The 20,066-nt window shown below is 73.8% G+C and carries 17 protein-coding genes and 1 pseudogene; 5 read left to right on the plus strand and 13 right to left on the minus strand.

Annotated features, from left to right (window positions below):
• Positions 1-16 precede the first annotated feature (16 nt).
• Both SLV14N_RS08760 and SLV14N_RS08765 read right to left on the minus strand, forming a co-directional pair.
• A complete protein-coding gene (locus SLV14N_RS08760; protein WP_263268920.1) occupies positions 17-406 on the minus strand; it encodes a VOC family protein in 390 nt (129 codons plus the stop codon).
• A gap of 258 nt (positions 407-664) precedes the next feature.
• A complete protein-coding gene (locus SLV14N_RS08765; RefSeq protein ID WP_263273076.1) occupies positions 665-1,279 on the minus strand; it encodes an isochorismatase family protein in 615 nt (204 codons plus the stop codon).
• Between the two features lie 719 nt (positions 1,280-1,998).
• Between SLV14N_RS08765 and SLV14N_RS08770 the strand changes: the two genes are divergently transcribed.
• Together SLV14N_RS08770 and SLV14N_RS08780 are read left to right on the plus strand one after the other, a co-directional pair.
• Positions 1,999-3,192, plus strand: coding sequence for a serine hydrolase domain-containing protein (locus SLV14N_RS08770; RefSeq protein WP_263268922.1), 1,194 nt, complete (start codon positions 1,999-2,001; stop codon positions 3,190-3,192).
• A gap of 560 nt (positions 3,193-3,752) precedes the next feature.
• Positions 3,753-4,031 (plus strand): hypothetical protein, encoded by a 279-nt coding sequence (locus tag SLV14N_RS08780; protein ID WP_018088990.1) that lies wholly within the window; start codon positions 3,753-3,755, stop codon positions 4,029-4,031.
• Between the two features lie 115 nt (positions 4,032-4,146).
• Here the strand turns inward: SLV14N_RS08780 and SLV14N_RS08785 are convergent, their stop codons facing one another.
• Complete coding sequence (locus tag SLV14N_RS08785; RefSeq protein WP_263268923.1) at positions 4,147-5,262, minus strand: agmatinase family protein; 1,116 nt, start codon at positions 5,260-5,262, stop codon at positions 4,147-4,149.
• A gap of 399 nt (positions 5,263-5,661) precedes the next feature.
• Between SLV14N_RS08785 and SLV14N_RS08790 the strand changes: the two genes are divergently transcribed.
• Entirely contained in the window at positions 5,662-6,699 is a 1,038-nt protein-coding gene (locus tag SLV14N_RS08790; protein WP_272578528.1) for a PP2C family protein-serine/threonine phosphatase, read from the plus strand.
• Here SLV14N_RS08790 and SLV14N_RS08795 read toward each other — a convergent pair.
• From SLV14N_RS08795 to SLV14N_RS08825, 7 genes and pseudogenes are all read right to left on the minus strand, one after another.
• Complete coding sequence (locus tag SLV14N_RS08795; RefSeq protein ID WP_263268927.1) at positions 6,675-7,862, minus strand: 4-hydroxybenzoate 3-monooxygenase; 1,188 nt, start codon at positions 7,860-7,862, stop codon at positions 6,675-6,677. The genes SLV14N_RS08790 and SLV14N_RS08795 overlap by 25 nt on opposite strands.
• The gene (locus tag SLV14N_RS08800; RefSeq protein WP_263268928.1) at positions 7,859-8,725 is read right to left on the minus strand and encodes an alpha/beta fold hydrolase; all 867 of its coding nucleotides are present in this window, start codon (positions 8,723-8,725) and stop codon (positions 7,859-7,861) included. The genes SLV14N_RS08795 and SLV14N_RS08800 overlap by 4 nt, the downstream gene beginning before the upstream one ends.
• Positions 8,722-10,197, minus strand: a complete 1,476-nt coding sequence (gene pcaB / locus SLV14N_RS08805; protein ID WP_263273077.1) for a 3-carboxy-cis,cis-muconate cycloisomerase — start codon at positions 10,195-10,197, stop codon at positions 8,722-8,724. The genes SLV14N_RS08800 and pcaB overlap by 4 nt, the downstream gene beginning before the upstream one ends.
• Positions 10,198-10,243: 46 nt before the next feature.
• Positions 10,244-10,903, minus strand: coding sequence for a protocatechuate 3,4-dioxygenase subunit alpha (pcaG, locus tag SLV14N_RS08810; protein ID WP_208680447.1), 660 nt, complete (start codon positions 10,901-10,903; stop codon positions 10,244-10,246).
• Entirely contained in the window at positions 10,903-11,772 is an 870-nt protein-coding gene (gene pcaH / locus SLV14N_RS08815; RefSeq protein ID WP_263268929.1) for a protocatechuate 3,4-dioxygenase subunit beta, read from the minus strand. The genes pcaG and pcaH overlap by 1 nt, the downstream gene beginning before the upstream one ends.
• 164 nt (positions 11,773-11,936) lie before the next feature.
• Positions 11,937-12,809: a CoA-transferase subunit beta gene (locus SLV14N_RS08820; RefSeq protein WP_263273079.1), complete on the minus strand. Its 873-nt coding sequence runs from the start codon at positions 12,807-12,809 to the stop codon at positions 11,937-11,939.
• A 177-nt stretch (positions 12,810-12,986) separates the two neighbouring features.
• Positions 12,987-13,784, minus strand: a pseudogene (locus tag SLV14N_RS08825) (CoA transferase subunit A); the annotation flags it as partial.
• Positions 13,785-13,959: 175 nt separating this feature from the next.
• Between SLV14N_RS08825 and SLV14N_RS08830 the strand changes: the two are divergent.
• Positions 13,960-15,636, plus strand: a complete 1,677-nt coding sequence (locus SLV14N_RS08830; RefSeq protein ID WP_263268931.1) for an IclR family transcriptional regulator C-terminal domain-containing protein — start codon at positions 13,960-13,962, stop codon at positions 15,634-15,636.
• Between the two features lie 180 nt (positions 15,637-15,816).
• On the opposite strand, the gene SLV14N_RS08835 is transcribed toward SLV14N_RS08830, so the two are convergent.
• Positions 15,817-16,224, minus strand: coding sequence for a DUF3224 domain-containing protein (locus SLV14N_RS08835; protein WP_263268932.1), 408 nt, complete (start codon positions 16,222-16,224; stop codon positions 15,817-15,819).
• Positions 16,225-16,326: 102 nt separating this feature from the next.
• Between SLV14N_RS08835 and SLV14N_RS08840 the strand changes: the two genes are divergently transcribed.
• Positions 16,327-17,298, plus strand: coding sequence for a YafY family protein (locus tag SLV14N_RS08840; RefSeq protein ID WP_263268934.1), 972 nt, complete (start codon positions 16,327-16,329; stop codon positions 17,296-17,298).
• Positions 17,299-17,394: 96 nt separating this feature from the next.
• Here the strand turns inward: SLV14N_RS08840 and SLV14N_RS08845 are convergent, their stop codons facing one another.
• Both SLV14N_RS08845 and SLV14N_RS08850 read right to left on the minus strand, forming a co-directional pair.
• On the minus strand, positions 17,395-18,762 hold the full coding sequence (locus SLV14N_RS08845) for an MFS transporter (protein WP_263268935.1): 1,368 nt from the start codon (positions 18,760-18,762) through the stop codon (positions 17,395-17,397).
• A 217-nt stretch (positions 18,763-18,979) separates the two neighbouring features.
• The gene (locus tag SLV14N_RS08850; protein WP_263268936.1) at positions 18,980-20,059 is read right to left on the minus strand and encodes a YihY/virulence factor BrkB family protein; all 1,080 of its coding nucleotides are present in this window, start codon (positions 20,057-20,059) and stop codon (positions 18,980-18,982) included.
• Between the last annotated feature and the right edge of the window lie 7 nt (positions 20,060-20,066).

The raw sequence follows: 20,066 nt of genomic DNA on the forward strand, positions 1-20,066 counted from the left end.
GGGTGCAGGGGGCCGGTCAGAGCGGCTGGGTGAGGTTGACCGCGTTGCCGTCCGGGTCCTGGATATGGGCGACCCGCTGACCCCAGGGCATGTCGTTGGCCGGGCCGAGCACCGTTCCGCCGAGCGGCCCGACCCGGTCGAGCAGGGCGTCGACGTCCTGGACGACGATGCTGATCAGGATCCGGGTCGGAGTGCCGGTTTCTACGTTCCGGTCCACCACGATGCCCAGCTCCGAGCCGCCGATCCGCAGCCCGACGAAGAAGGCCGGACCCTCCTCGGGCACCCGGGTGAACTCCTCGGCACCGACCAGCCCGCTGTAGAAGGCCTGCAGTCGGTCGAGGTCGGGGGTGACGATCATCGGCTGGACGGCGGCAGGGGCGGGGGCGGCGGGTGAGGTGGCAGACATGGCGTCCTCCGGGTGTGTGGCCTGTGTGGTCGGTGAGGTAGACCGCGCCCGGAGTGCCGATTCATCGCTCAGGGCGGGAGGAATGCGCCGGTCGGGGTGGGACCAGGTTCACCGGCCGGGAGGCGGGAGGGGACACGGCGCACCGGCCGGCACGGAGATGGCTCACCGGCCGAGAGGGGAGACTGTTCACCGGCCGGGACGGGAGACGGTTCACCGGCCGGGACGGGAGACGGTTCACCGCCCGGGACGGGAGACGGCTCACCGGCCGGGCCGAGGGGCCGTGAAGGTGACCTCGGCGGCCTGGGCGACGATTTCGATCTCGTCGCCCAGGGCCCATTCCGCGGCCCGCGAGGACAGCGCCGCGGGCACCCGCTCGCTGATGCCGGGGGCCGCCGGAATGTCGTAGGTGGCATGGGCGTCGTGCGGCAGGACGACACGGAAGTCGCGGGCCAGGGCCGTACGGGCGGTCGCGCTGACGCACATCTCGGAGAGCACCCCGCAGAGCGCCAGGGCCTTGACCCCGGCGCCGTCGAGCAGGGCACCGAGCGGAGTGTCCTCGAAGCCGTCGTCCTGGGTCTTGCGGATCACCGACTCACGGGGCTCGGTCCCCACGGGCAGATGGAGCTCCCAGCCCGGGGTGTGGGGCTCATCGACGGTTCCCGGCTCACCGTCGTTCTGCAGATGGACGACCAGTGCCCCGGCGGCGCGGGCCCGGGTGAGCAGAGCACGGCTCCGGTCGAGCACCCGCGCCGCATCGGGCACCGCCTCGTCCCCCGCGACGAACGCCGACTGGAGGTCGACGAGCAGGAGGGCCTCGACAGGGCGGAGCGGACTCCCGGCCCCGGTCGGCGGTGCGGCCTCGCTGTCGGTCACCGCGGCGGTCCCGGCCGTCCCGGTCGCCGCAGCGGTCCCGGCCGTCCCGGTCGCCGCAGCCGTCCCGGCCGTCCCGGTCGCCGCAGCCGTCCTGGTCATCTCAGCCGTCCCGGGCGTCGCACCCGCCCCGGTCGTCCCGGTCGTCCCTGTCGCCGCAGCCGTCATCCTCGCGGCATCCGCAGCATCCGCAGCATCCGCGGCAGCCGTGGTCACCGTCGTCGCCACCACCGTCGTCACGCTCTCCGTCACCCTCATGCCCTCCGTCGCCGTCATGATGACCATGGTGCGGGCCGGGCGGGCCATTGATCACGGCCGCGGCGGAATCCAGCCATACGCCCGCCCTCCCCGGCCGCCTCGGCCCGCCCCTCCCCTGCCCCCTCCGGCCGCCTCGAACGTCTCTCCCCCGCCCTTCCTACGCCGGTCCCAACAGGTCTCCAGTCGACCACTGCGCCGCCGCTGAGCTGTCACAACGATGCGGACGCCAGACGGACGCCATCCGGACGCAGCGTCCGATGCGGCTGCTAGGACTCGCAGCCGAGGCGCGGCCGTGTGCCCACACGCCCGTACGCCGACGGCTCTCTCCGGACACGCGGCGCTGCGCCGTCCGGCCGCACATCGTTGCCACGGGCATCGACCTGGACGGATCATCCGATACGCACGCCGTACGCACGTACGGAGGACCGGGATGACCGCACCGGCACGACGTGAGGAGAGCCACTGTGGAGCCAGCCACCGTCAAGGGCCACTGCGCATCGGAATTCACCGGCGTACGGGACGCGTTCGAGCGGAACTTCAGCGAGCACGGTGAGGTCGGCGCGGCGGTCACGGTGACCGTGGACGGCGAGGCGGTGGTGGATCTGTGGGGCGGCCACGCGGACGCGGCCGGGACCCGCCCCTGGGAGCGCGACTCACTGGTCAACGTCTACTCGACGTCCAAGGGGATGACCGCACTGTGCGCCCATCTCCTCGTGGACCGGGGCGAGTTGGACCTCGATGCGCCGGTGACCCGGTACTGGCCCGAGTTCGGGCAGGCCGGCAAGCAGGACATACCCGTGCGCTGGCTGCTCAGCCACCGTGCGGGCCTGATCGCGCCCCGTGAGCCGCTGCCCGCCGGGCACGCCTATGACTGGGACCGGGTGTGCTCCGTCCTGGCGGCCACATCGCCGTGGTGGGAGCCGGGCACCGCGCAGGGCTATCACGCGGTGACCTTCGGATACCTCGTGGGCGAGGTCGTACGGCGGATCACCGGGCAGTCCCTCGGCGCGTTCCTGCGCAGCGAGATCACCGGGCCGCTGGGCGCGCGGGTGTTCATCGGCACCCCCGCCGAGGAGCACGCCCGCTGTGCCGACATGGTCGGGCAGCTGGACGAGGCGCGGATCGCCGAGCAGTTCCCCGGTGTACCGAAGCCGCCGTTCCGGTCGCTCGCCGACCACCCCCTGGCCATCGTGATGCTGGCGCTGACCTATATCCCCACCGGGGACGTCAACAGTGCCGCCTACCGGTCGGCCGAGATCCCGGCGGGCAATGCCCATGCCGGTGCGCACGGGCTGGCGACGGTGTACGGCGCGCTCGCGGGCGGCACGCTCGTGGGGCCCGGCACCCTGGAGGCGATGCGCCGGTCGCAGAGCCTGCCGGGTGAGCGTGATCTGACGATCGATGCGCTCGCCCCGGCGGGGTACGAGCACCGCTGGGGTCTGGGCTTCATGCTCAACCACCAAGGTCAGGCGGGGCCCAATCCAGGGGCGTTCGGGCACGGTGGCGCGGGCGGCTCGTTCGCCTTCGCTGATCCGGAGAACCGGCTGTCGTACGCGTACACCATGAACAAGTACGGCGGTGGCACGACGGGCCAGGATCCGCGCAACGCCGGGCTGGTCAGGGCGGTGTACCAGGCGTTGGCGCAGCACCGGAGCTGATGCCGGGGCCCGCCGCCCCTACGGAGCCGACGGTTCGGGGGGCGGTGCAGGACGCGGAGGCGCGGGCGGCTCGTCCGCCGCGTCGGTGAGGGCATGCAGCGCCTCGACGAGCCCAGTGCGCCGGTCGGCCGGCAGCCGGGACACGATCGTGGCGATCTTGTGGACGGATTGACGCCCAGCGCATCGGCCAGCGCGGCGAGCTTGACCGGGCCCCGGCCGTCCAGCACCACCAGGGCCCGCGGCTGGGGCAGGGTGAGCGAGGGCGCGGTCCGGCCGAGTGCCCGGACGGAGACCCCGACCAGCATCCGGGATGCGGTCAGCACCGCGGCGATCACCTCTTCGACGTCCTGGTCGAGAGCGTCGTCGCCGGACCCGGCCGCCCTGGCCGACCCGGCGGGCCGCGGTACGCGGTATGCGTCGCCCCATGGCGCCTTTAGGCCCGGTGAGGGCATCGTGCCTGGTGGCGAGCCCGGTGGCGGCCCGGAAATCTGCCCCCGCCATCGCCGTTGCCGAGCGCAATAATGGAAGGTGCGGCAAGCATCCGGCCTGGCGGGAGCGCCGTGGCCCGGGGAAAGGGCGTGGTGATCATGGAACGGGACACCGAGACGGTTCACGAGGCGTATGCGTTCGTCTGTCTGCACTGCGGACACGGCTGGGAAGAGGAGTACGAGATCCGGCACACCACGGATCTGGCCGGCCACCGGCGCGCCGACTACTTCACCCGGGGCGTCCGTGTCGCCTCCCCGCTGACCCGCGCCGACTGCCCCTCGTGCAACCTCGGCCCGATCCGCATCCTGCGCCCCGGCCGGGTGAACTCGACCCGCCCCTACCTCGCCTGACCACCCCCTTCCAGGCACCTGACGTACCGTCACCACCTGGTGTGGAGAGGGTGGTTGATGAGCAGCAGCGGCACACTGGGCGCGGGCGGGCGGCAACGGCCGTCCGGGGTGCGGGCTATGGCTGCTCCCCCGGCGGCGGTCCGGCGACCTCCGGGTCCAGATAGGCGGGACCGGGCAGGCCCTTACGGCGCATGGCGATCCCGGTCAGCGCCTCGAAGATGGCGCGGCGGGCATTCATCGTCGTGGTGTAACCGGGATCGAGGTGGGGTGCGACCTCGACGACGTCCATGCCCACGACCGGCGTCTCATGACAGATCCGGCGGAGGGCGGGAAGCAGTTCGCGGTTCGTCAGGCCGGGCGGCTCCGGTGTGCCGGTTCCGGGTGCGAAGGCCGGGTCCAGCACATCGATGTCCAGCGACACGAACAGATACTCCGGCCCGTCCAACGCCTCGTCGATGGCCTGCTGGAGGACCAGGTCGAATCCGCGCCGGTCGATCTCGGCCATGAAGTGCGCGCGCAATCCGTGCTCGCGCATCCAGTCGAACAGGGTGTCGTCGGGCGCGATCGCGCTGCGCAGACCGATCTGGATGAAGTTGCGCCCGGGGATGTGCTCGTCCTCGATCAACCGGCGGACCGGTGTGGCGTGCGAGACGGGATGGCCGAACAGGTCGTGCGAGCAGTCCGGATGCGCATCGAAGTGGATCACCCCGACCTTGCCGGCCCCGTACACATCGGCCATCGCCGCGGCATCCGGCCACAGGATCGAGTGGTCCCCGCCGAGCACGATCGGGATCGCGCCTGTTTCCGCGACCTCGCGGACCAGAGTGCGGATCGGCTCCATGGAGTTGTCGATGCTGAACGGGTCCACCGCGGCATCGCCGTAGTCGACCACCGTCAGCTCCTCGAAGGGCTTGATCCGGGTGCTGGGATTGACGAGCATCTGCGGGGTGTGCGGCAGGATCCGCTCGTCGGCCCGGATCGCACGCGGCCCGTAGGCCGCCCCCCGGTGCCCGGTGGACATGTCCACCGGCGCTCCCACGACTGCCACATCGACCTGACCCGCACGCAGGTCGTCCGGGTTGAGGCACAGCGGCAGCCCGAAGAACGTGGCGATCCCGGCGTAGGCCGGTACGAACGCGTACCGCTGGAGGTTGATCGGTCCGGGCTCGCGCTTCGGGTCGGGCGTACGGTCGACGCCCCATTTCCAGACGTCCGGGGGTACACCTTCCACAAGCTGCTCCTTTCGGTCCCGTCAGGACAACCCGCCCGGTACGGAGGGCGCCTGGCCGCCACACAGCCGTCACTCAACCCGACCTGCGGTGATTCGCCGGACACCGCGGCGGGGCAGGCCACAACAGTCAGTCGTTCGGCCCGGAAGTCAGGAGCGCGGGGCGCTTTCCGGCCGTGCACGCCACTGCGATTCGGTAACAGCACGCATTTGAGGTATTTCGGTACGGCATATGTTGCCTATGCTCAGGCCGGAGGTCGGGGGCCGCTTTCGGACACTCCGACGGCCGACGGCCCCCTTGCCCGATCACTTCACCTGACACCGTCGGAGAACACCTTGGCCGTGGAGAACGGGGAGCAGCGCACCCGCTCCCGTGTGCTGGCCGTGCTCCCGTACGCGGTCATGGCCGTGGTCACCACGGTCGATCTCACCGCGGGCCCGGGGGTCGGGTTCCTGCCCCTGGTGTCGCTGGGGCCGGCGTTCGCGGGGCTGGTCGGCGGCTGGCGGCGGACGGCCGTGGTCGGGCTGACGGCGTTCGTGCTCTGCCTCGGCCTGGGCGTCTACAACGGTCTGTTCGACAGCCGGCGGGGCCTGACCGCCCTGCTGTCGGTGGCCGGAGTGACCGCGGCCGGAGTGGTCGCCGCGGTGACGCGGCAGCGCCGTGAGGCGGAGCTGGCCAGTGTCCGCTCGATCGCCGAGGTCGCCCAGCGGGTACTGCTGCGCCCGGTGCCGCGCGGTGCGGGCCCGCTGCGGATCGCCGTCTCGTACACCTCGGCGGTGGCCGAGGCCCGGATAGGCGGTGATCTGTACGAGGTGGTGACCTCGCCCGCCGGGGTGCGGATCATCGTCGGCGATGTGCAGGGCAAGGGCCTGGAGGCCGTGGAGAGCGCGGCGGTGGTGCTGGGTGCGTTCCGGGAGGCGGCGCACGACGAACCTGATCTGCCCGCCGTCGGCGAGCGGGTCGAGCGGGCGCTGAACCGCCATCTGTCCGGCGAACGGTTCGTCACGGCGGTGCTCGCCGAGATCGGTGACGGTCCGCGGGCCACCCTGCTGAACTTCGGCCATCCGGCGCCGCTGGTGGTCCGCCCCGACGGCACGGTCGGCTTCGCCGCACCGCCCGACCGCGCCCCGCCGCTCGGCCTCACCCTGCACGGCGCCGTGACCCCGGTCCCCTACGAGGTGCCGTTCACACCTGGCGACCAACTGCTCTTCTACACCGACGGCGTGACCGAGGCCCGCGATGCGGCGGACCGCTTCTACCCCCTCGACGAACGGGCCGCGCTGCTCAAGGACCCCGACCCGGAGGCCGCGCTGCGCTCGGTGCGCGAGGACCTGGTCGAGCATGTCGAGGGGCCGCTGCACGATGACGCGGCGATGCTGCTGGTGCGCTACCGGCAGGAGCCGGCGAACGGGCCTCAGGGCAGCGGCAGCCCCGTGTAGTTCTCCGCCAGTTCGGCGGCGGCGTGCGGCGAACCGGCGATCCGGTCGAGCTGGGCGAGCTGCAGCCGGGTGTCGAACGGGCTCTGGTCCGGGGCGGTGTGCAGGGCCGTCGTCATGAAGTACGAGAAGTGTTCGGCCCGCCAGACCCGGCGCAGACAGGTGTCGGAGTAGGCGTCGAGCAGTTCGGTGGAGCCGGTGCGGTGCAGCCGGTCGAGGGCGCGGGCCAGGACGGTGACATCGGCGACCGCCAGGTTGAGGCCCTTGGCCCCGGTGGGCGGCACGATATGTGCCGCGTCGCCGGCCAGCAGGACCCGCCCGTACCGCATCGGTTCGGTGACCGAACTCCGCATGGGCAGAACGGCCTTGGCGGTGAGCGGCCCGCGCGCCAATTTCCAGGGGGCGTCGATCGCGCCGCGGGCCTCCAGTTCGTCCCAGATGCGGTCGTCGGGCCAGTCGGCCGGGTCGGTGCCGTTGGGGACCTGGAGGTAGAGCCGGCTGACGGTCGGCGTACGCATGCTGAACAGCGCGAAGCCGCGTGCGGAGTGGGCGTAGACCAACTCGTCGTGGGAGGGCGGGACCTCGGCGAGCACTCCGAGCCAGGAGTAGGGGTAGCTGCGCGTATACGTACGGCGTGTGCTCTCCGGTAGCGCCTGCCGGGCCACACCGTGGAACCCGTCGCAGCCCACGACGTAGTCGCAGGTCAGGGTGTGCTCGCGGCCCTGGTGGCGATAGCGGATGCCGGGCCGGCCGGTGTCCGCGCCGGTCACCGCGAGCGCCTGCGCCCCGAACAGCAGCGGTGCCCCGTCCGCGAGTTGCAGCGCGATCAGGTCCTTCACCACTTCCGTCTGGGCGTAGACCATCACCTGGCGGCCGCCGGTCAGCGCGGGGAGGTCGAGGCGGTGGGCGCGCCGGTTCCAGCGCAGCTCGATGCCGTCGTGGACCAGGCCCGCACGGTCCATCCGCTCCCCCGCCCCGCAGGCGCGCAGCACCTCGACGGTGCCCTGTTCCAGGATGCCCGCGCGCTGGCGCCGTTCGACGTAGGCGCGGTCCCGGCTCTCCAGGACGACGCAGTCGATGCCGGAGCGGTGCAGCAGCCGCGCGAGCAGCAGCCCGGCGGGGCCGCCGCCGATGATGCCGACCGTGGTGTGGCGGGGGTGCGTCACTGGGCTGTTCCTTCCGCGGGGCGCGGTGCCGGTGCGCCGGGGGCCGTGGCCACGAGGCCGCTGTCCGGGTGTGCGGCGAGGTGGCCGAGGAGGGCGGCCAGGACCGGGGCGGGGCGTTCCACGTTGGCGAGGTGGGCGGCGCCGGACAGTTCGAGCAGGCGGACGTCCGCGATGCCGTCGGCGAGTTCGCGGGCGTGGGCGGGCGGGGTGGCCGGGTCGGCGAGGCCCGCGACGACGAGCGTGGGGGCGGTGATCCGGGCCAGGCCGGCGCGCAGGTCGAAGGCGGCGAGGGCGTCGCAGCAGGCCGCATAGCCCGCCGGCGCCACCGACCGGCGCACCGCATCGAGGAGCGCCGTGGCCTGCGGGGAGCCGGCGAAGGACGGGGTGAACCAGCGGCTCGCGGCGGCCTCGGCGATCGGGCCGATCCCCGCTTCCCGTACCAGCGCGGCCCGGTCCTGCCAGCCCGCCGGCTCGCCGAACCGTGCGGAGGAGCAGATCAGGGCGAGCGAGGCGATCCGCTCGGAGTGGTGGGCGGCGAGCCAGGCCCCGACGGCGCCGCCGAGCGAGATCCCGGCATAGGCGAACCGGTCGATGCCGAGGGAGTCGGCGAGGCCGAGAACCAGCCGGGCCAGGCCGGGGACGGTGGTGGTGGGGGCGGGCCCGGCACCCAGCACCCCGGTGGGGGTGCCGCCGTGACCGGGGAGGTCCCAGCGGATGACGCGGTGGTGCCGTGCCAGGGATGGGAGTTGGGGGTCCCAGACGGCGAGCGAGGCCCCGAGCGAGGGGCCCAGGAGGAGCGGCGGGGCGTCTTCGGGGCCGTCCACGGTGTGGTGCGGGAGCGGGGTGGCGGGCGGGTGGGTCATGGGGACTCCTGTGCGGGGTGCTCGGGACGTTCCAGCGCGCGGTCCACGAGGGCGCCGGCGGAGCCCAAGTAGCCGGTGGGGTCGAGGAGTTGACGCAGCCGCGCGGCGGACAGGGCCGGGGCACCCCGCGGGGCGGGCGGGTCGTCGGACGGGGCGGGCCGGTCCTCGCACGGGGCCGTGGGCCGGTCCTCGCCCGGGGCCACGGGCAGTGCCTCGTTCAGCGCCTCGTCCAGCGCCGCGGGCAGTTCGATGTCCCGCTCCGCGGTGCGCCGGGCCGCCGTGTCCAGGATGCGGCGGGCCTCGGCGCGGCCGGTCAGGGCCGTGAGGGCGGCGGCCAGGCGTTCGGTGACGACCAGACCGCCGGTCGCGTCGAGGTTCTGCCGCATGCGGTGTGGGTGGACCCGTAGGTGCGCGGTGAGTTCGGCGGCGTCCCGGGCCGCGCCGCCGGTCAGCCGCAGGGCGTCCCGCAGCGGCTGCCATTCGGCGTGCCAGGCGCCGGCCGGGCGTTCGTCCTCGGCGGCCAGCGATCCGTACAGCACCGCGGCGAGGCCCGGGACCTGCCGGGCGGCGGCCGCGACCATCGTGGCGCGCACCGGGTTGGCCTTGTGCGGCATGGCGGAGGAGCCGCCGCCGCTGCCCTCGGTCAACTCGCCGAGCTCCGTGCGGGACAGGGTGAGGACATCGGCGGCCAGCTTGCCGAGGGCGCCCGCGGTGAAGGCCAGCGCACCGGCGAGATCGGCGACCGGGGTGCGCAGGGTGTGCCAGGGCAGGGCCGGTGCGGCGAGTCCGGTCTCGGCGGCGTAGCGGGCGAGGAGCCTGCTCCCCAGGTCGGGAGCGGGGGGCTGCCCGCCCTCGGCCTCCGCGTACGCGTGGAAGGCCGCGAGGGTGCCGGCCGCGCCGCCCAGTTGCACCGGCAGTGCGGCGCGTACGGATGCCAGCCGGTCATGGGAGTCCAGCACGAGGCTGCGCCAGCCCGCCGCCTTGAGGCCGAAGGTGGTCGGCACCGCGTGCTGGGTGAGGGTGCGGCCCGCCATGGGGGTGTCACGGTGTTCCGCGGCGGTACGGCGCAGCGCGGCGGCGGTGCGGGCGAGGTCCGGCAGGACGGTGTCCAGGGCGCGGGCACAGACCAGCATCGTGGCGGTGTCCAGGATGTCCTGGCTGGTGGCGCCCCGGTGGACGTAGGCGGCGGCCCCGGGGTCGCGGTTGGCGACGGCGGCCGTCAGATCGGCGACGAGCGGGACCACGGGGTTGCCCGCGGCGCGGGCGCGCAGCGCGAGGGTACGCGGGTCGTGGCGGTGGGGCTCGGCGGCCACGGCGGTGACGGCGGCGGCCGCCGACTGCGGTGCGAGCCCCAGGGCGGCCTGGGCACGGGTCAGCGCGGCCTCGGCGTCGAGCAGGGCACGCAGATACCCGGCGTCACCGGTGAGGCCGGCCACGGCGGAGCCGGCCCAGGACGGCGCCAGCAGCCCCATGTCGGCTGTCTCGTCGCACTGTTGGGGCGGCGCGGTCCACGACAGATCATCGGAAGGCAAGGAAGACCGTCTCCTCGTGTGTGCCGTCCTCCGCCCGCTGCAGCCGGATGTCGAAGCGGTACCGGCCGGGGCCGTCGGGGCGGGCGAGCAGGGTGTCCGCGCGGTCCGCGGGCAGCCGCGCGAGCAGCGGGTCGGTGGCGTGGGCCGTCGGGTGCCCGGGGAAGTAGACGCGGGTGAACAGGTGGTGGAGCAGTCCGCGGGCGAAGAGGCACACGGCGAGGTACGGCGCGGCGTCCGGGCGCCCGGCGGGCGCGGTGGCCGGCAGGGTGCGGACGGCATAGCGTCCGTCGGCGTCGGTGGGGACCCGGCCGAAGCCGGTGAAGTCCACACCGTTGCGGCCGAGGAGCGCGCCGGTGGCCGGATCCGGGCGCAGCGAACCGGGTGCGCCCGTGCGGCTGCCGTCCGGGCCCGCCTGCCAGAACTCCAGCAGCGCGTCCGGCACCGGGTCGCCGGCGCCGTCCCGTACACAGCCGTGCACGGTGACCGTATCGGGGTGGCCGGCCGGGACGAGCTGCGCGCCGTCCGGGAACGGGAGGGCGTAGCCGTAGAACGGCCCGATGGTCTGTGCGGGGGTCGGGGCGAGCGGCCCGGACGGCGCGCCGGCCGTGGTGCCGGACCGGTCGGGGCGGGTGGTGGCGCGGGGCATCAGCGGCCTTCCTCGATCCAGGTGGCGGACGGACCGTCCAGGACCACGTCCCAGCGGTAGCCCAAGGACCTTTCGGGGAGGTTCAGTTCGTGATCGTAGGCGGCCACCAGACGGGCGCGGGCGGCGGGATCGGTGACCGAGCCGAGGATCGGGTCGTAGGGGAGGAGCGGATCTCCGGGGAAGTACATCTGGGTGATCAGCCGCTGGGTGAAGGCCGATCCGAAGAGCGAGAAGTGGATATGGGCCGGGCGCCAGGCGTTGTGGTGGTTGCGCCACGGGTAGGCGCCGGGCTTGATGGTGGTGAAGGCGTACCGGCCCGCGTCATCGGTCAGACAGCGGCCGACTCCGGTGAAGTGGGGGTCGAGCGGGGCCGGGTGCCGGTCGCGCCGGTGGGCGTACCGGCCGGCGGCGTTGGCCTGCCAGATCTCGACGAGCTGACCGCGTACGGGGCGGCCGGTGCGGTCCAGGACGCGGCCGGTGACGGTGATGCGTTCGCCGAGCGGTTCGCCGGTGTGCTGCCGGGTGAGGTCGGCGTCCAGGTCGGTGACGTCCGTGACGCCGAAGGCGGGCCCGCCGAGCTCCACGGCCTCCGGGTCGGCGCGGTGGTCGATCTCGACGGGCGGGCGGCGGGGGTGGCGCGCGGTGGTGCTGCGGTAGGGGGCGAAGTCCCGGGCGGGGTGGTCCGGGGCCGGTGCGCCCGCCGCCCGGTCCCGTTCCGCGGCGGTGTGCCGGGCGGCGATCTCGCGGCTGATGTCGGCCTGGGTGGGGAGCTGCGGGGCGCCGGGCGCGGGGCGGGGCGGGGGTGCGGCGACCGACGGAGACGCCGGGACAGGAGCGTCGCCGGACGGGGTGGGCGGGGTCAGGGCCATGGGCGGTATCTCCCTGCGGTGGGGGGCACGGTGCGGGTCCGGTGAGCCGGGCGGACGCGGGCCGCGGGGCGGCGGGACGTGTGCGGGGCGGGGGCAGTCGCGGCGGTCTTAAGGAGGGGGACGCTTCGATGACGTACAGCCGTCCCGGAGGCGGCCGATGAGCATCAGGCGTCGTTACGGGAGCGGTGGGTGCCGGCCGTAGGAGCTCGGGGGCTGTCGGCCGTACGGGTAACCGGGGTCTCGCCCCTGCGGGAATCAAGGGTCGCGCCCGTACGGATCCCGGGGGTCTCCCCCCTGGGCGATTGTCCGTCCGAGGTCGCCGCCTTCAGGGCCCGCAGCGCGGCGAGTTCGGCGGCCGTGGGCGGGGCGGTGACGCCGATCCGGTCCGCCTCCTTGAGGTCCCAGCCGGTGGCCGCCCGGACCTGTTGGAGCGTCACTCCCGGGTGCAGTTCGGTGAGGACGAGTTCCGCGGTGACCGGGTCGGGGCGCAGCACGCCGAGGTCGGTGATCACCGCCGCCGGACCGGCGCCGGGCAGTCCGAGCGCCGCCCGGTCCCCGGGGCCGCCGCCGTGGCCAAGGGTGGTCACGAAGTCCAGCGCACCGACGAAGCTGCGGGGGCTGTGCCGCAGGACCATCAGCACCTGCCCGCAGCTGGCGGCGATTTCGGGGGCGCCGCCCGCGCCGGGCAGCCGCCCCTCGGGCCTGCCGGGGCCGCGGTGGACGACGGTGGTGTTGATGTTGGCGAACCGGTCGACCTGCGCGGCGCCGAGGAAGCCGACGTCGATCCGCCCGCCCTGCAGCCAGTAGTTGAACATCTCCGGCACCGACACCACCGAGTCCGCGGTGTCGGCCAGTTCGCCGTCCCCGATGGACAGCGGCAGCCGGGTCGGCTTGGAGCCGAGGGTGCCGGACTCGTAGACGAGCACCAGGTCCGGATTGACCGTACGGCGGGCGAGGTTGGCGGCCGTACTGGGCAGCCCGATCCCGACGAAGCAGGTCCGCGCACCCGCCAGCGCACGGGCGGCGTTGACCTCCATCAGCTCGTCGGGGGTCCAGTCGGGGGCGCCCTCGGAGCCGGAGCCGGAGGCACGCCCCTCGGAGCCGGGGCCGGAGGCACGCCCCTCGGGGCCGGAGCCGGAGGCGCGCCCCTCGGCCACGTCCTCCACGGCCGCTCCCCGCACCGGTGACCCCTCCCCTCCCGGCACACGCTCCCCCCGCACGCACTCCGCCAGCCACCGCCCGAACGCCGCCCGGTCACGTGAAATGCCGTCCCACTCCCGGTAGTAGGCGTTGTCACGGACCGAATAGCCGGCCGCGTACGACGGATGGGCGCCGCCCGGGACGAGCGCGACCACGTCGACGACCCAGGTGGGCAGGACGACCGCGCCGGGGCGCGGCTCCAGCGTGCCGACGATCTCCTCGACGGTGACCAGCACGCGCCGGGCGGCGAGCGCCGCCTCCTTCTGCACCCCGGTCAGGCCCCACAGCTGGACGTTGCCGGCCCGGTCGGCCTGCTGCGCATGGATGACCGTGACATCCGGGTTGAGGGCGGCGACGGCGGCCAGCTCCTCGCCGGTGAACGGGCAGACGACGGTGGAGACCGTGGGCGTACGGGCCGGGATGTCGCTGCCGCGGTAGCCGCGGAGCACCGCGAAGGGGAGCCGGGCCGCGCCCGCGGCATAGCGGTTGGCCATCCCGGCGTGGCTGTGCTCGTCGATCTCCAGCGGGGCGGGCCAGCCGTGCTCGACCGCGTCCCGGAAGCGGTGCAGCGAACCGACGCCCGGATTGCCGCCCCAGGAGAACACCAGCTTCCGGGCCGCGCCCGCGCCGATCAGCTGGTCGTAGACCACATCGGGGGTCATCCGGGCGAGCGTGAGGCCCTTGATGCCCTGACGGATGATCTCGTGCGCGGCGGCGAACGGGATGAGGTGGGTGAACCCCTCCAGCGCCACGGTGTCGCCGTCATGGATCAGCTCCGCGACGGCCTCGTGCAGGGAACGGATGTCGGCCATGTCCTCACCCTCGGGTCATACCGGAGCCTGGCCCCAGGGGCCGCCCCGCACCAGGTTGTTCGCACAGTGAACTTAAGTTCATAATGACGCCGCCTTGAGTTTGGCCCCGGTCCCCGGCCCTGTCAACGGTCCGCCGGGTACGGTTCCGACGAGATCGACGCACCAGGGAGAGGCCATGACCCACCCCGCCGCCACCGCCCCTTCAGCGCCGCCGCCACCGGAGGCGGTGGGTCCGCTGATCCGCAGCGTGTCCGTGCTGCGGGAGCTGGCGGCCGGCGGCGGCCGGCGGTCCGTCGGCGATCTGGTGCGTGGCACCGGCCTCGCCCGTTCGACCGTGGACCGGGTGCTGAGCACCCTCGCCCGGCTCGGCTACGTACGGACCGAGGGCCGGGACGCGGTGCTCGCGCCGCGTCTGCTGGAGCTGGGCAACGCCTACCTCGCCGCCTCCGAACTCCCCGAACGGCTCGGCCCGCTCGCCGACCGGCTGGCCGACGAGCTGGACGAGTCGGTCTCGCTGGCGGTGCCGGACGGCGACGGGGTGCGCTTCGTCCACCAGGCGACCCGCCGCCGCGCCATGTCACTGGCCTTCCGCATCGGCGATCTGCTGCCCGCCGAGAGGGGCGCGCCGGGCGCGCTGTTCGCGGACGGGTGGGACGAGGCGGACTGGCGGCGCTGGCGGGCGCGCCGGGCGGCGGACCCGACGGATGCGGGCTTCCCGGCCGTCCCGCCGCGGCGCGCCGAGGACACCTCGGAGGCCGGTTTCGCCGCGCGGGTGGCCGCCGCCCGCACCGCCGGCTGGTCGCTGGACGACCAGCTCATCGAGCCGGGGCTGGTGGCCGTGGCCCTACCGGTCCTCGACGCCGCCGGCCGCCCGGTCTGTGCGCTCAGCGTCGTCAGCCACACCAGCCGGCTGAGCGCGGACGCGCTGCCCGACGCGGTGCTCCCCCGCCTCCGCGAGACGGTCGCCGCCATGGAGGACGCCCTGCGCGCGCCCCGGGCCGCCACCCCCTCCGTGACGGTTACCGGCCCGTCCCACGCCACCTGGATGCGCGCGTCCAAGCAGGAACTGGGCCCGGAATTCGTCGAGTCGATGGCCCGCGGGCTGATCACCCTCACCGCCTTCGGCACCGGACGCGCCGCGCTCCCGCTCACCGCCGTGGCGGAGGCCACCGGCCTGGCCCGCGCCACCGCCCGCCGGGCCCTGATCACCCTGGAACACCTCGACTACCTCACCGCCGACGGCACATTCTTCCGCCTCACGCCGAAGGTGCTGGAGCTGGGCTTCGCCCACCTCTCGGGGCTCACCCTGCCCGACATCGCCCAGCCCCACCTCGCCTCACTGGTCGAGCGGGTGCACGACTCCGCCTCGATGGCGGTCCTCTCCGGCGACGACATCCAGTACGTCGCCCGGGTCCCCACCGTGCGCATCATGAGCGTCAACATCACGCTGGGCACCCGTTTTCCGGCGTATGCGACCTCCATGGGCCGGGTGCTGCTCGCCGGTCTGCCCCCGGCCGAGCGCTCCGCACGGCTGGCCCGCACACGGCCGGAGCCACTCACCCGGCACACCGTGACCGACCCGGAACGGCTCCTGGCCCTCCTGGAAGAGGTCCGCTCCGCCGGCCACTCCCTGGTCGACGAGGAACTGGAGGAGGGCCTCCGCTCCCTCGCCGTCCCCGTCCACGACCGCACCGGCCGGGTGGTCGCCGCCGTCAACGTCTCCACCCACGCGGCCCGTTGCACCCCCGACGAGGCCCGCGAGACCCTCCTCCCCGCGCTGCACACCGCCGCCGCCGAGATCGAGGCCGACCTGAGCGTGGCGGGACGGTACGCGCGGATTCCGGTGCGGTGACCGGCCCGGCCCTCCCCTACGGGGTCTCCTGGGGGAGGATCGGCGCCGATCCTGTGTGCAGTGTGAGGTGGACCGGCAGGAGGCGGGTGGCCTCGGCCGACGGTTCCCCGGTGCCGGGCTTTGGCACCCCCGGCCGTACGGCGAGGGTGCGCGCACGGCGACCGGGCGGGGCGCCCGGGGTCAGTCCAGGTCGTAGCGGAAGGTGTAGGGGAAGGAGGAGGCTCCGGGAACGGTGGTGAAACCGCCGGTTCCGCGCAGCCCGGTCAGCTCCCCGGTGCCGCTTCCGGGCACGACCTCGAAGGTGCAGCGAACGGACCCGTCGGCACCGAACGAGCCGCGTTCCTCGACGACGAAGCCGCCTTCCCGCCCGTCGAGCCGCCCGGCCAGCATCTCCATTCCGGTGAAGGTGCCGGTCTTCTCCGTGACGTAGACGATGCTGTATTCGCAGGTGGTGTCGACGGCCTCGATGCCGCCGGAGAAGGTGTTGGTGACGGAGGCGTGGGCGAGCCTCGGACTCGCTTCGCTCGAACCGACCGCACTCTCCTTCCAGTTGGCGAAGGCGAAATGGCCGGTGGTCTGCACAGGCATGGAGGTCCTCTCGGTCGGCCGCACGGGGTCGTGCGCGCGGTGCGTGACCAGCCTGAGGGCCGTACCTGACACCTCCTGTCAGGTACGCGGGACAATCTCCGTATGCGTGCCGACCGGCTTCTCTCCCTGCTTCTGCTGCTCCAGAACCGCGGGCGGATGACCGCTCCCGAACTCGCGGCGGAACTGGAGGTGTCGGTCCGTACGGTCCACCGCGACATCGAGGCGCTCCTCGCGTCGGGGGTCCCGGTCCGTGCCGACCGCGGGCCCGCCGGCGGCTACCGCCTGATGGACGGATACCGCACCCGGCTGACCGGGCTCACCGACGCCGAGGCCGCCGCGCTCTTCCTCGCCGGAGCGCCCGGACCGGCGAAGGATCTGGGCCTGGGCGCGGTGCTGGCGACCGCGCAGCTGAAGGTGCAGGCCGCCCTCCCGGCCGAACTGGCCGAGCGCACCCGCCGCATACAGGACCGGTTCCACCTGGATGCGCCGTCCTGGTTCCGGGACCCCGATCCGGCGCCCTATCTGGCGTCGGTCGCGCAAGCGGTGTGGGAGCAGCGGATGCTCCGTGTGCACTACCGGCGCTGGAGCGGTGAAATCCGCCGGGAACTCCACCCGCTCGGCCTCGTCCTCAAAGGCGGCCTCTGGTACCTGGTGGCGCTCTCGGACGGCTCCGTACGGACCTATCGGATGGCGCGGTTCCTGGCCGTGGACCTCACCGAGGAGCGCTTCGAGCGACCGGCCGGATTCGCCCTGGCCGCCTACTGGGAGGAGGCTTCCCGCCGTCTGGAGGCCACCCTGCAGCGGGGAACCGCACGACTGCGGATCTCCCCCCTGGCGCAACGGCTGCTGCCGGTGCAGTTCGGTGCCGCGGGCACACGCGCCCTGGAGAGCGCCGGGCCGCCGGACCACGAGGGCTGGGTGCAGGTGGAGCTGCCGGTCGAGGCGCCCGCCGTGGCGGTCGGCGACCTGCTCAGGCTCGGCACGGAGGCAGAGGTGCTCGGCCCTTCCGCACTGCGGCAAGCCCTCGCCCAGGCCGTGGCCGTACTCGCGGACCGCTACGCGACGGCACCCTGAACCCGCCCTGGGCGCTGCCCTCCTGGTCGTGCCGGCGGCGCCGGCATCGCGGACCGAGTCCGCGTACCGGCATACGGCCCCGGCGCGGTCTCCCGCTCACGGCTCCGCGCCGGCCGCCTCCGGCGCCGAGGCCGTTGCCGGTCGGCGGCCGAGGCGGCGGGCGAGCGGTACCGAACCGATGGCGAGTGCGCCCAGCAGGCCGGCCAACGCGAAGGCGGTGAAGCCGAGTTGGTCGTTGCCGGTGGCGGCGAGGGTGCCGCCGAGCCAGGGGCCGGCCACCGCGCCGGTGCGGCCGATACCGGTGACCCAGCCGAGGCCGGTGGCCCGTTCGGCGGCCGGGTAGACGCGGTTGGCCGCCGCGTACACCATGACCTGCGCGCTGAAGAGCCAGACACCGGTGACCGCGACCACCACGTAGGTGGCGCCGAGCGGCAGCCGCGCCCCGAGGAGCAGCGCACCGGCGGCGGTCAGCAGGAACCAGAGGGCGGAGACCCTGACCGGGCCGTAGCGGTCGGCGATGCGGCCCGCGAGCAGCATGCCGGCGATCCCGCCCGCGTTGATGATGAGCAGGAAGCTGACCGAGGACGTGAGGCCGTACCCGGAGGCGCGCATCATCTGCGGCAGCCAGGTGCTGACGCCGTAGACCAGGAGAAGTCCGCAGAACGAGGCGAGCCACAGCAGCGGGGTGGCCAGGCGGACGCCGGGGCGGAAGAGGGCGAGGACCGCGGCGAGGCGGCCCTTGGCCCCCTGGGCCGGTGCGTCGGCGGGGGCCGGGCGGGCCATACCGTAGCGGTCGGCGACCGCCTCGGCCTCGGAGGTACGGCCCTTGGCGAGCAGCACACCGGGCGACTCCGGCAGCAGGCGCAGCAGCAGCGGGGCGGCGACGACCGCGGGCAGCACACCGGCCCAGAACACCCAGCGCCAGCCCAGCGCGGGGGCGAGCGTCAGGCCCAGGCCCGTCGCGAACATGCCGCCCGCGTGGTACGAGGTCATCAGCAGGCCGGTGGCGAGAGCGGCCCGGCGGGGCGGCGCGAACTCCATCACCATCGAGAGGCAGAGGGGCATCAGACCGCCGAGTCCCAGGCCCGCGAAGAAGCGTCCGGCGCCGAACGGTCCGGGCGCGCCGGCGAGCGCGCAGACCGCCGACCCGGCGGAGAACACCAGCACACTGGCGACGAGGACGGGGCGGCGGCCGAGCCAGTCGGTGAGGGTGCCGGTGGCGAGCGCGCCGATCAGCATGCCGAGGGTGGTCCAGCTGCCGATCGCGCCGGCCGCTCCGGGGGTGAGGCCCAGGCCGGGGTCGTCGAGCATGTACGGCATGACGGCGCCGTAGACGTTGACGTCCATCCCGTCGAAGAAGACGGCGAGCCAGCACAGCGCCAGGACGGGCGCGACGGAACGGAAGGTGTGACGGCGGCCGGTGGAGGGCGGAGGACCGGTGCGGGACATGCCGGTGGGAGACATGGGACCTCGGATTCACGGATCACGGACACGGATCACGGTGCGCGGTGCGCCATCGGCGGCGCCGGTTCGCTGGTTCGCCTGGTGAACTTTCGTTCGCCGAACGGTCGGCAAGGATCATCTGCCCGGGTTCGGTGAGTGTCAATGGCCCGTGCACGGCTTCCTGTGCTGTCGTGCGCGGCGTACCGGGGCCGGACGAGGCGGGACGGGGTGCGCAGGCTCAGTCGTCGCGGGTGCCGCCGGCGTCGTGGCCCCCGCCCCGGCGCCCGTCGCCGTCACCGCGGTCATCGCCGTCCGCCGGGGCACCGCCCGCGCCGCCGGACTCCCACTCGGCGCCGGGCCGCGCGGCCGTCCGCCGGGCGATCTCCTCGCGCGCCGCGGCCGTGGCGACCGAGGGCCACACCCGGTCGAGCGAGGCGTTCATCGCGGCCCCGACCAGCACCGCGAAGGCGGACACACCGATCCACAGCAGCACGGCGACCGGCGCGGCCAAGGAGCCGTAGATCGTGGGCCCCTCGACCGTCGAGGTGAGATAGAGCCGCAGCAGAAAGCTGCCGAGCAGCCACATGCCCAGTGCGACCACCGCGCCGGGAATGTCCTCCGGCCAGGGCGAACGGACCGGTACGGAGGCGTGGTAGAGGGTGGTCAGAAAGGCGACCGACAGGAGCAGGACCACCGGCCAGTACAGAGCCCGGATGATGTGCTCGCTGGCCGGCAGCCAGCTCACGACGGTGTCGGGGCCGGCGACCATCAGCGGCAGCGCGACGGCGCCGACCACGAGCGCCGCGAGGTACAGCGCGAACGCCAGCAGCCGGGTCCTGACGATGCCGCGCCGCCCGTCGAGCCCGTACATGATGGTGATGGTGTCGACAAAGACGTTCATCGCCCGGGAGCCGGACCACAGGGCGATGGCGAAGCCGAAGGAGATGACGTCCGGGCGGCGGCCGGTGAAGACGTCGTTGAGCAGCGGCCGGGCGATCTCGTTCACGCCCTTGTCGGACAGCACGGTGCCGGCGCCGTCGAGGATGCGCTGCCGGACGCTGTCGATGGTGTCGTGGCCGATCCATGCGTCCGTGTAGCCGAGCACGCCCAGGAGCCCGAGGATCAGTGGCGGCAGCGACAGCAGGCTCCAGAACGCGGCCTCGGCGGCCAGACCGGTCACCCGGTACTTCATGCAGGAGTTGACGGTGTCCTTGAGCAGCAGCCAGGCCAGCCGGCGCTTGGAAACATTGCGGTACAGCGCGCGGGCCTTGATCAGACGGCCCGCGGGCCGCTCGGTTGGTTCGTTTGCGGGCCGCACCTCCTTA

The organism is Streptomyces sp. Je 1-4 4N24, assembly GCF_026239515.1.
GTDB lineage: Bacteria > Actinomycetota > Actinomycetes > Streptomycetales > Streptomycetaceae > Streptomyces > Streptomyces nigrescens.

Excerpts from the sequence above, each read along its gene's own strand:
- SLV14N_RS08840 (WP_263268934.1), top strand. The coding sequence starts at position 16,327 with ATGCGTGCCGACCGGCTTCTCTCCCTGCTTCTGCTGCTCCAGAACCGC.
- SLV14N_RS08835 (WP_263268932.1), bottom strand. The coding sequence starts at position 16,224 with ATGCCTGTGCAGACCACCGGCCATTTCGCCTTCGCCAACTGGAAGGAG.
- pcaH (WP_263268929.1), bottom strand. The coding sequence starts at position 11,772 with ATGGCCCTGACCCCGCCCACCCCGTCCGGCGACGCTCCTGTCCCGGCG.
- SLV14N_RS08820 (WP_263273079.1), bottom strand. The coding sequence starts at position 12,809 with ATGGAGGTCAACGCCGCCCGTGCGCTGGCGGGTGCGCGGACCTGCTTC.
- SLV14N_RS08760 (WP_263268920.1), bottom strand. The coding sequence starts at position 406 with ATGTCTGCCACCTCACCCGCCGCCCCCGCCCCTGCCGCCGTCCAGCCG.
- SLV14N_RS08790 (WP_272578528.1), top strand. The coding sequence starts at position 5,662 with ATGGCCGTGGTCACCACGGTCGATCTCACCGCGGGCCCGGGGGTCGGG.
- SLV14N_RS08845 (WP_263268935.1), bottom strand. The coding sequence starts at position 18,762 with ATGTCTCCCACCGGCATGTCCCGCACCGGTCCTCCGCCCTCCACCGGC.
- pcaG (WP_208680447.1), bottom strand. The coding sequence starts at position 10,903 with ATGCCCCGCGCCACCACCCGCCCCGACCGGTCCGGCACCACGGCCGGC.
- SLV14N_RS08830 (WP_263268931.1), top strand. The coding sequence starts at position 13,960 with ATGACCCACCCCGCCGCCACCGCCCCTTCAGCGCCGCCGCCACCGGAG.
- SLV14N_RS08800 (WP_263268928.1), bottom strand. The coding sequence starts at position 8,725 with ATGACCCACCCGCCCGCCACCCCGCTCCCGCACCACACCGTGGACGGC.
- pcaB (WP_263273077.1), bottom strand. The coding sequence starts at position 10,197 with ATGGGGCTGCTGGCGCCGTCCTGGGCCGGCTCCGCCGTGGCCGGCCTC.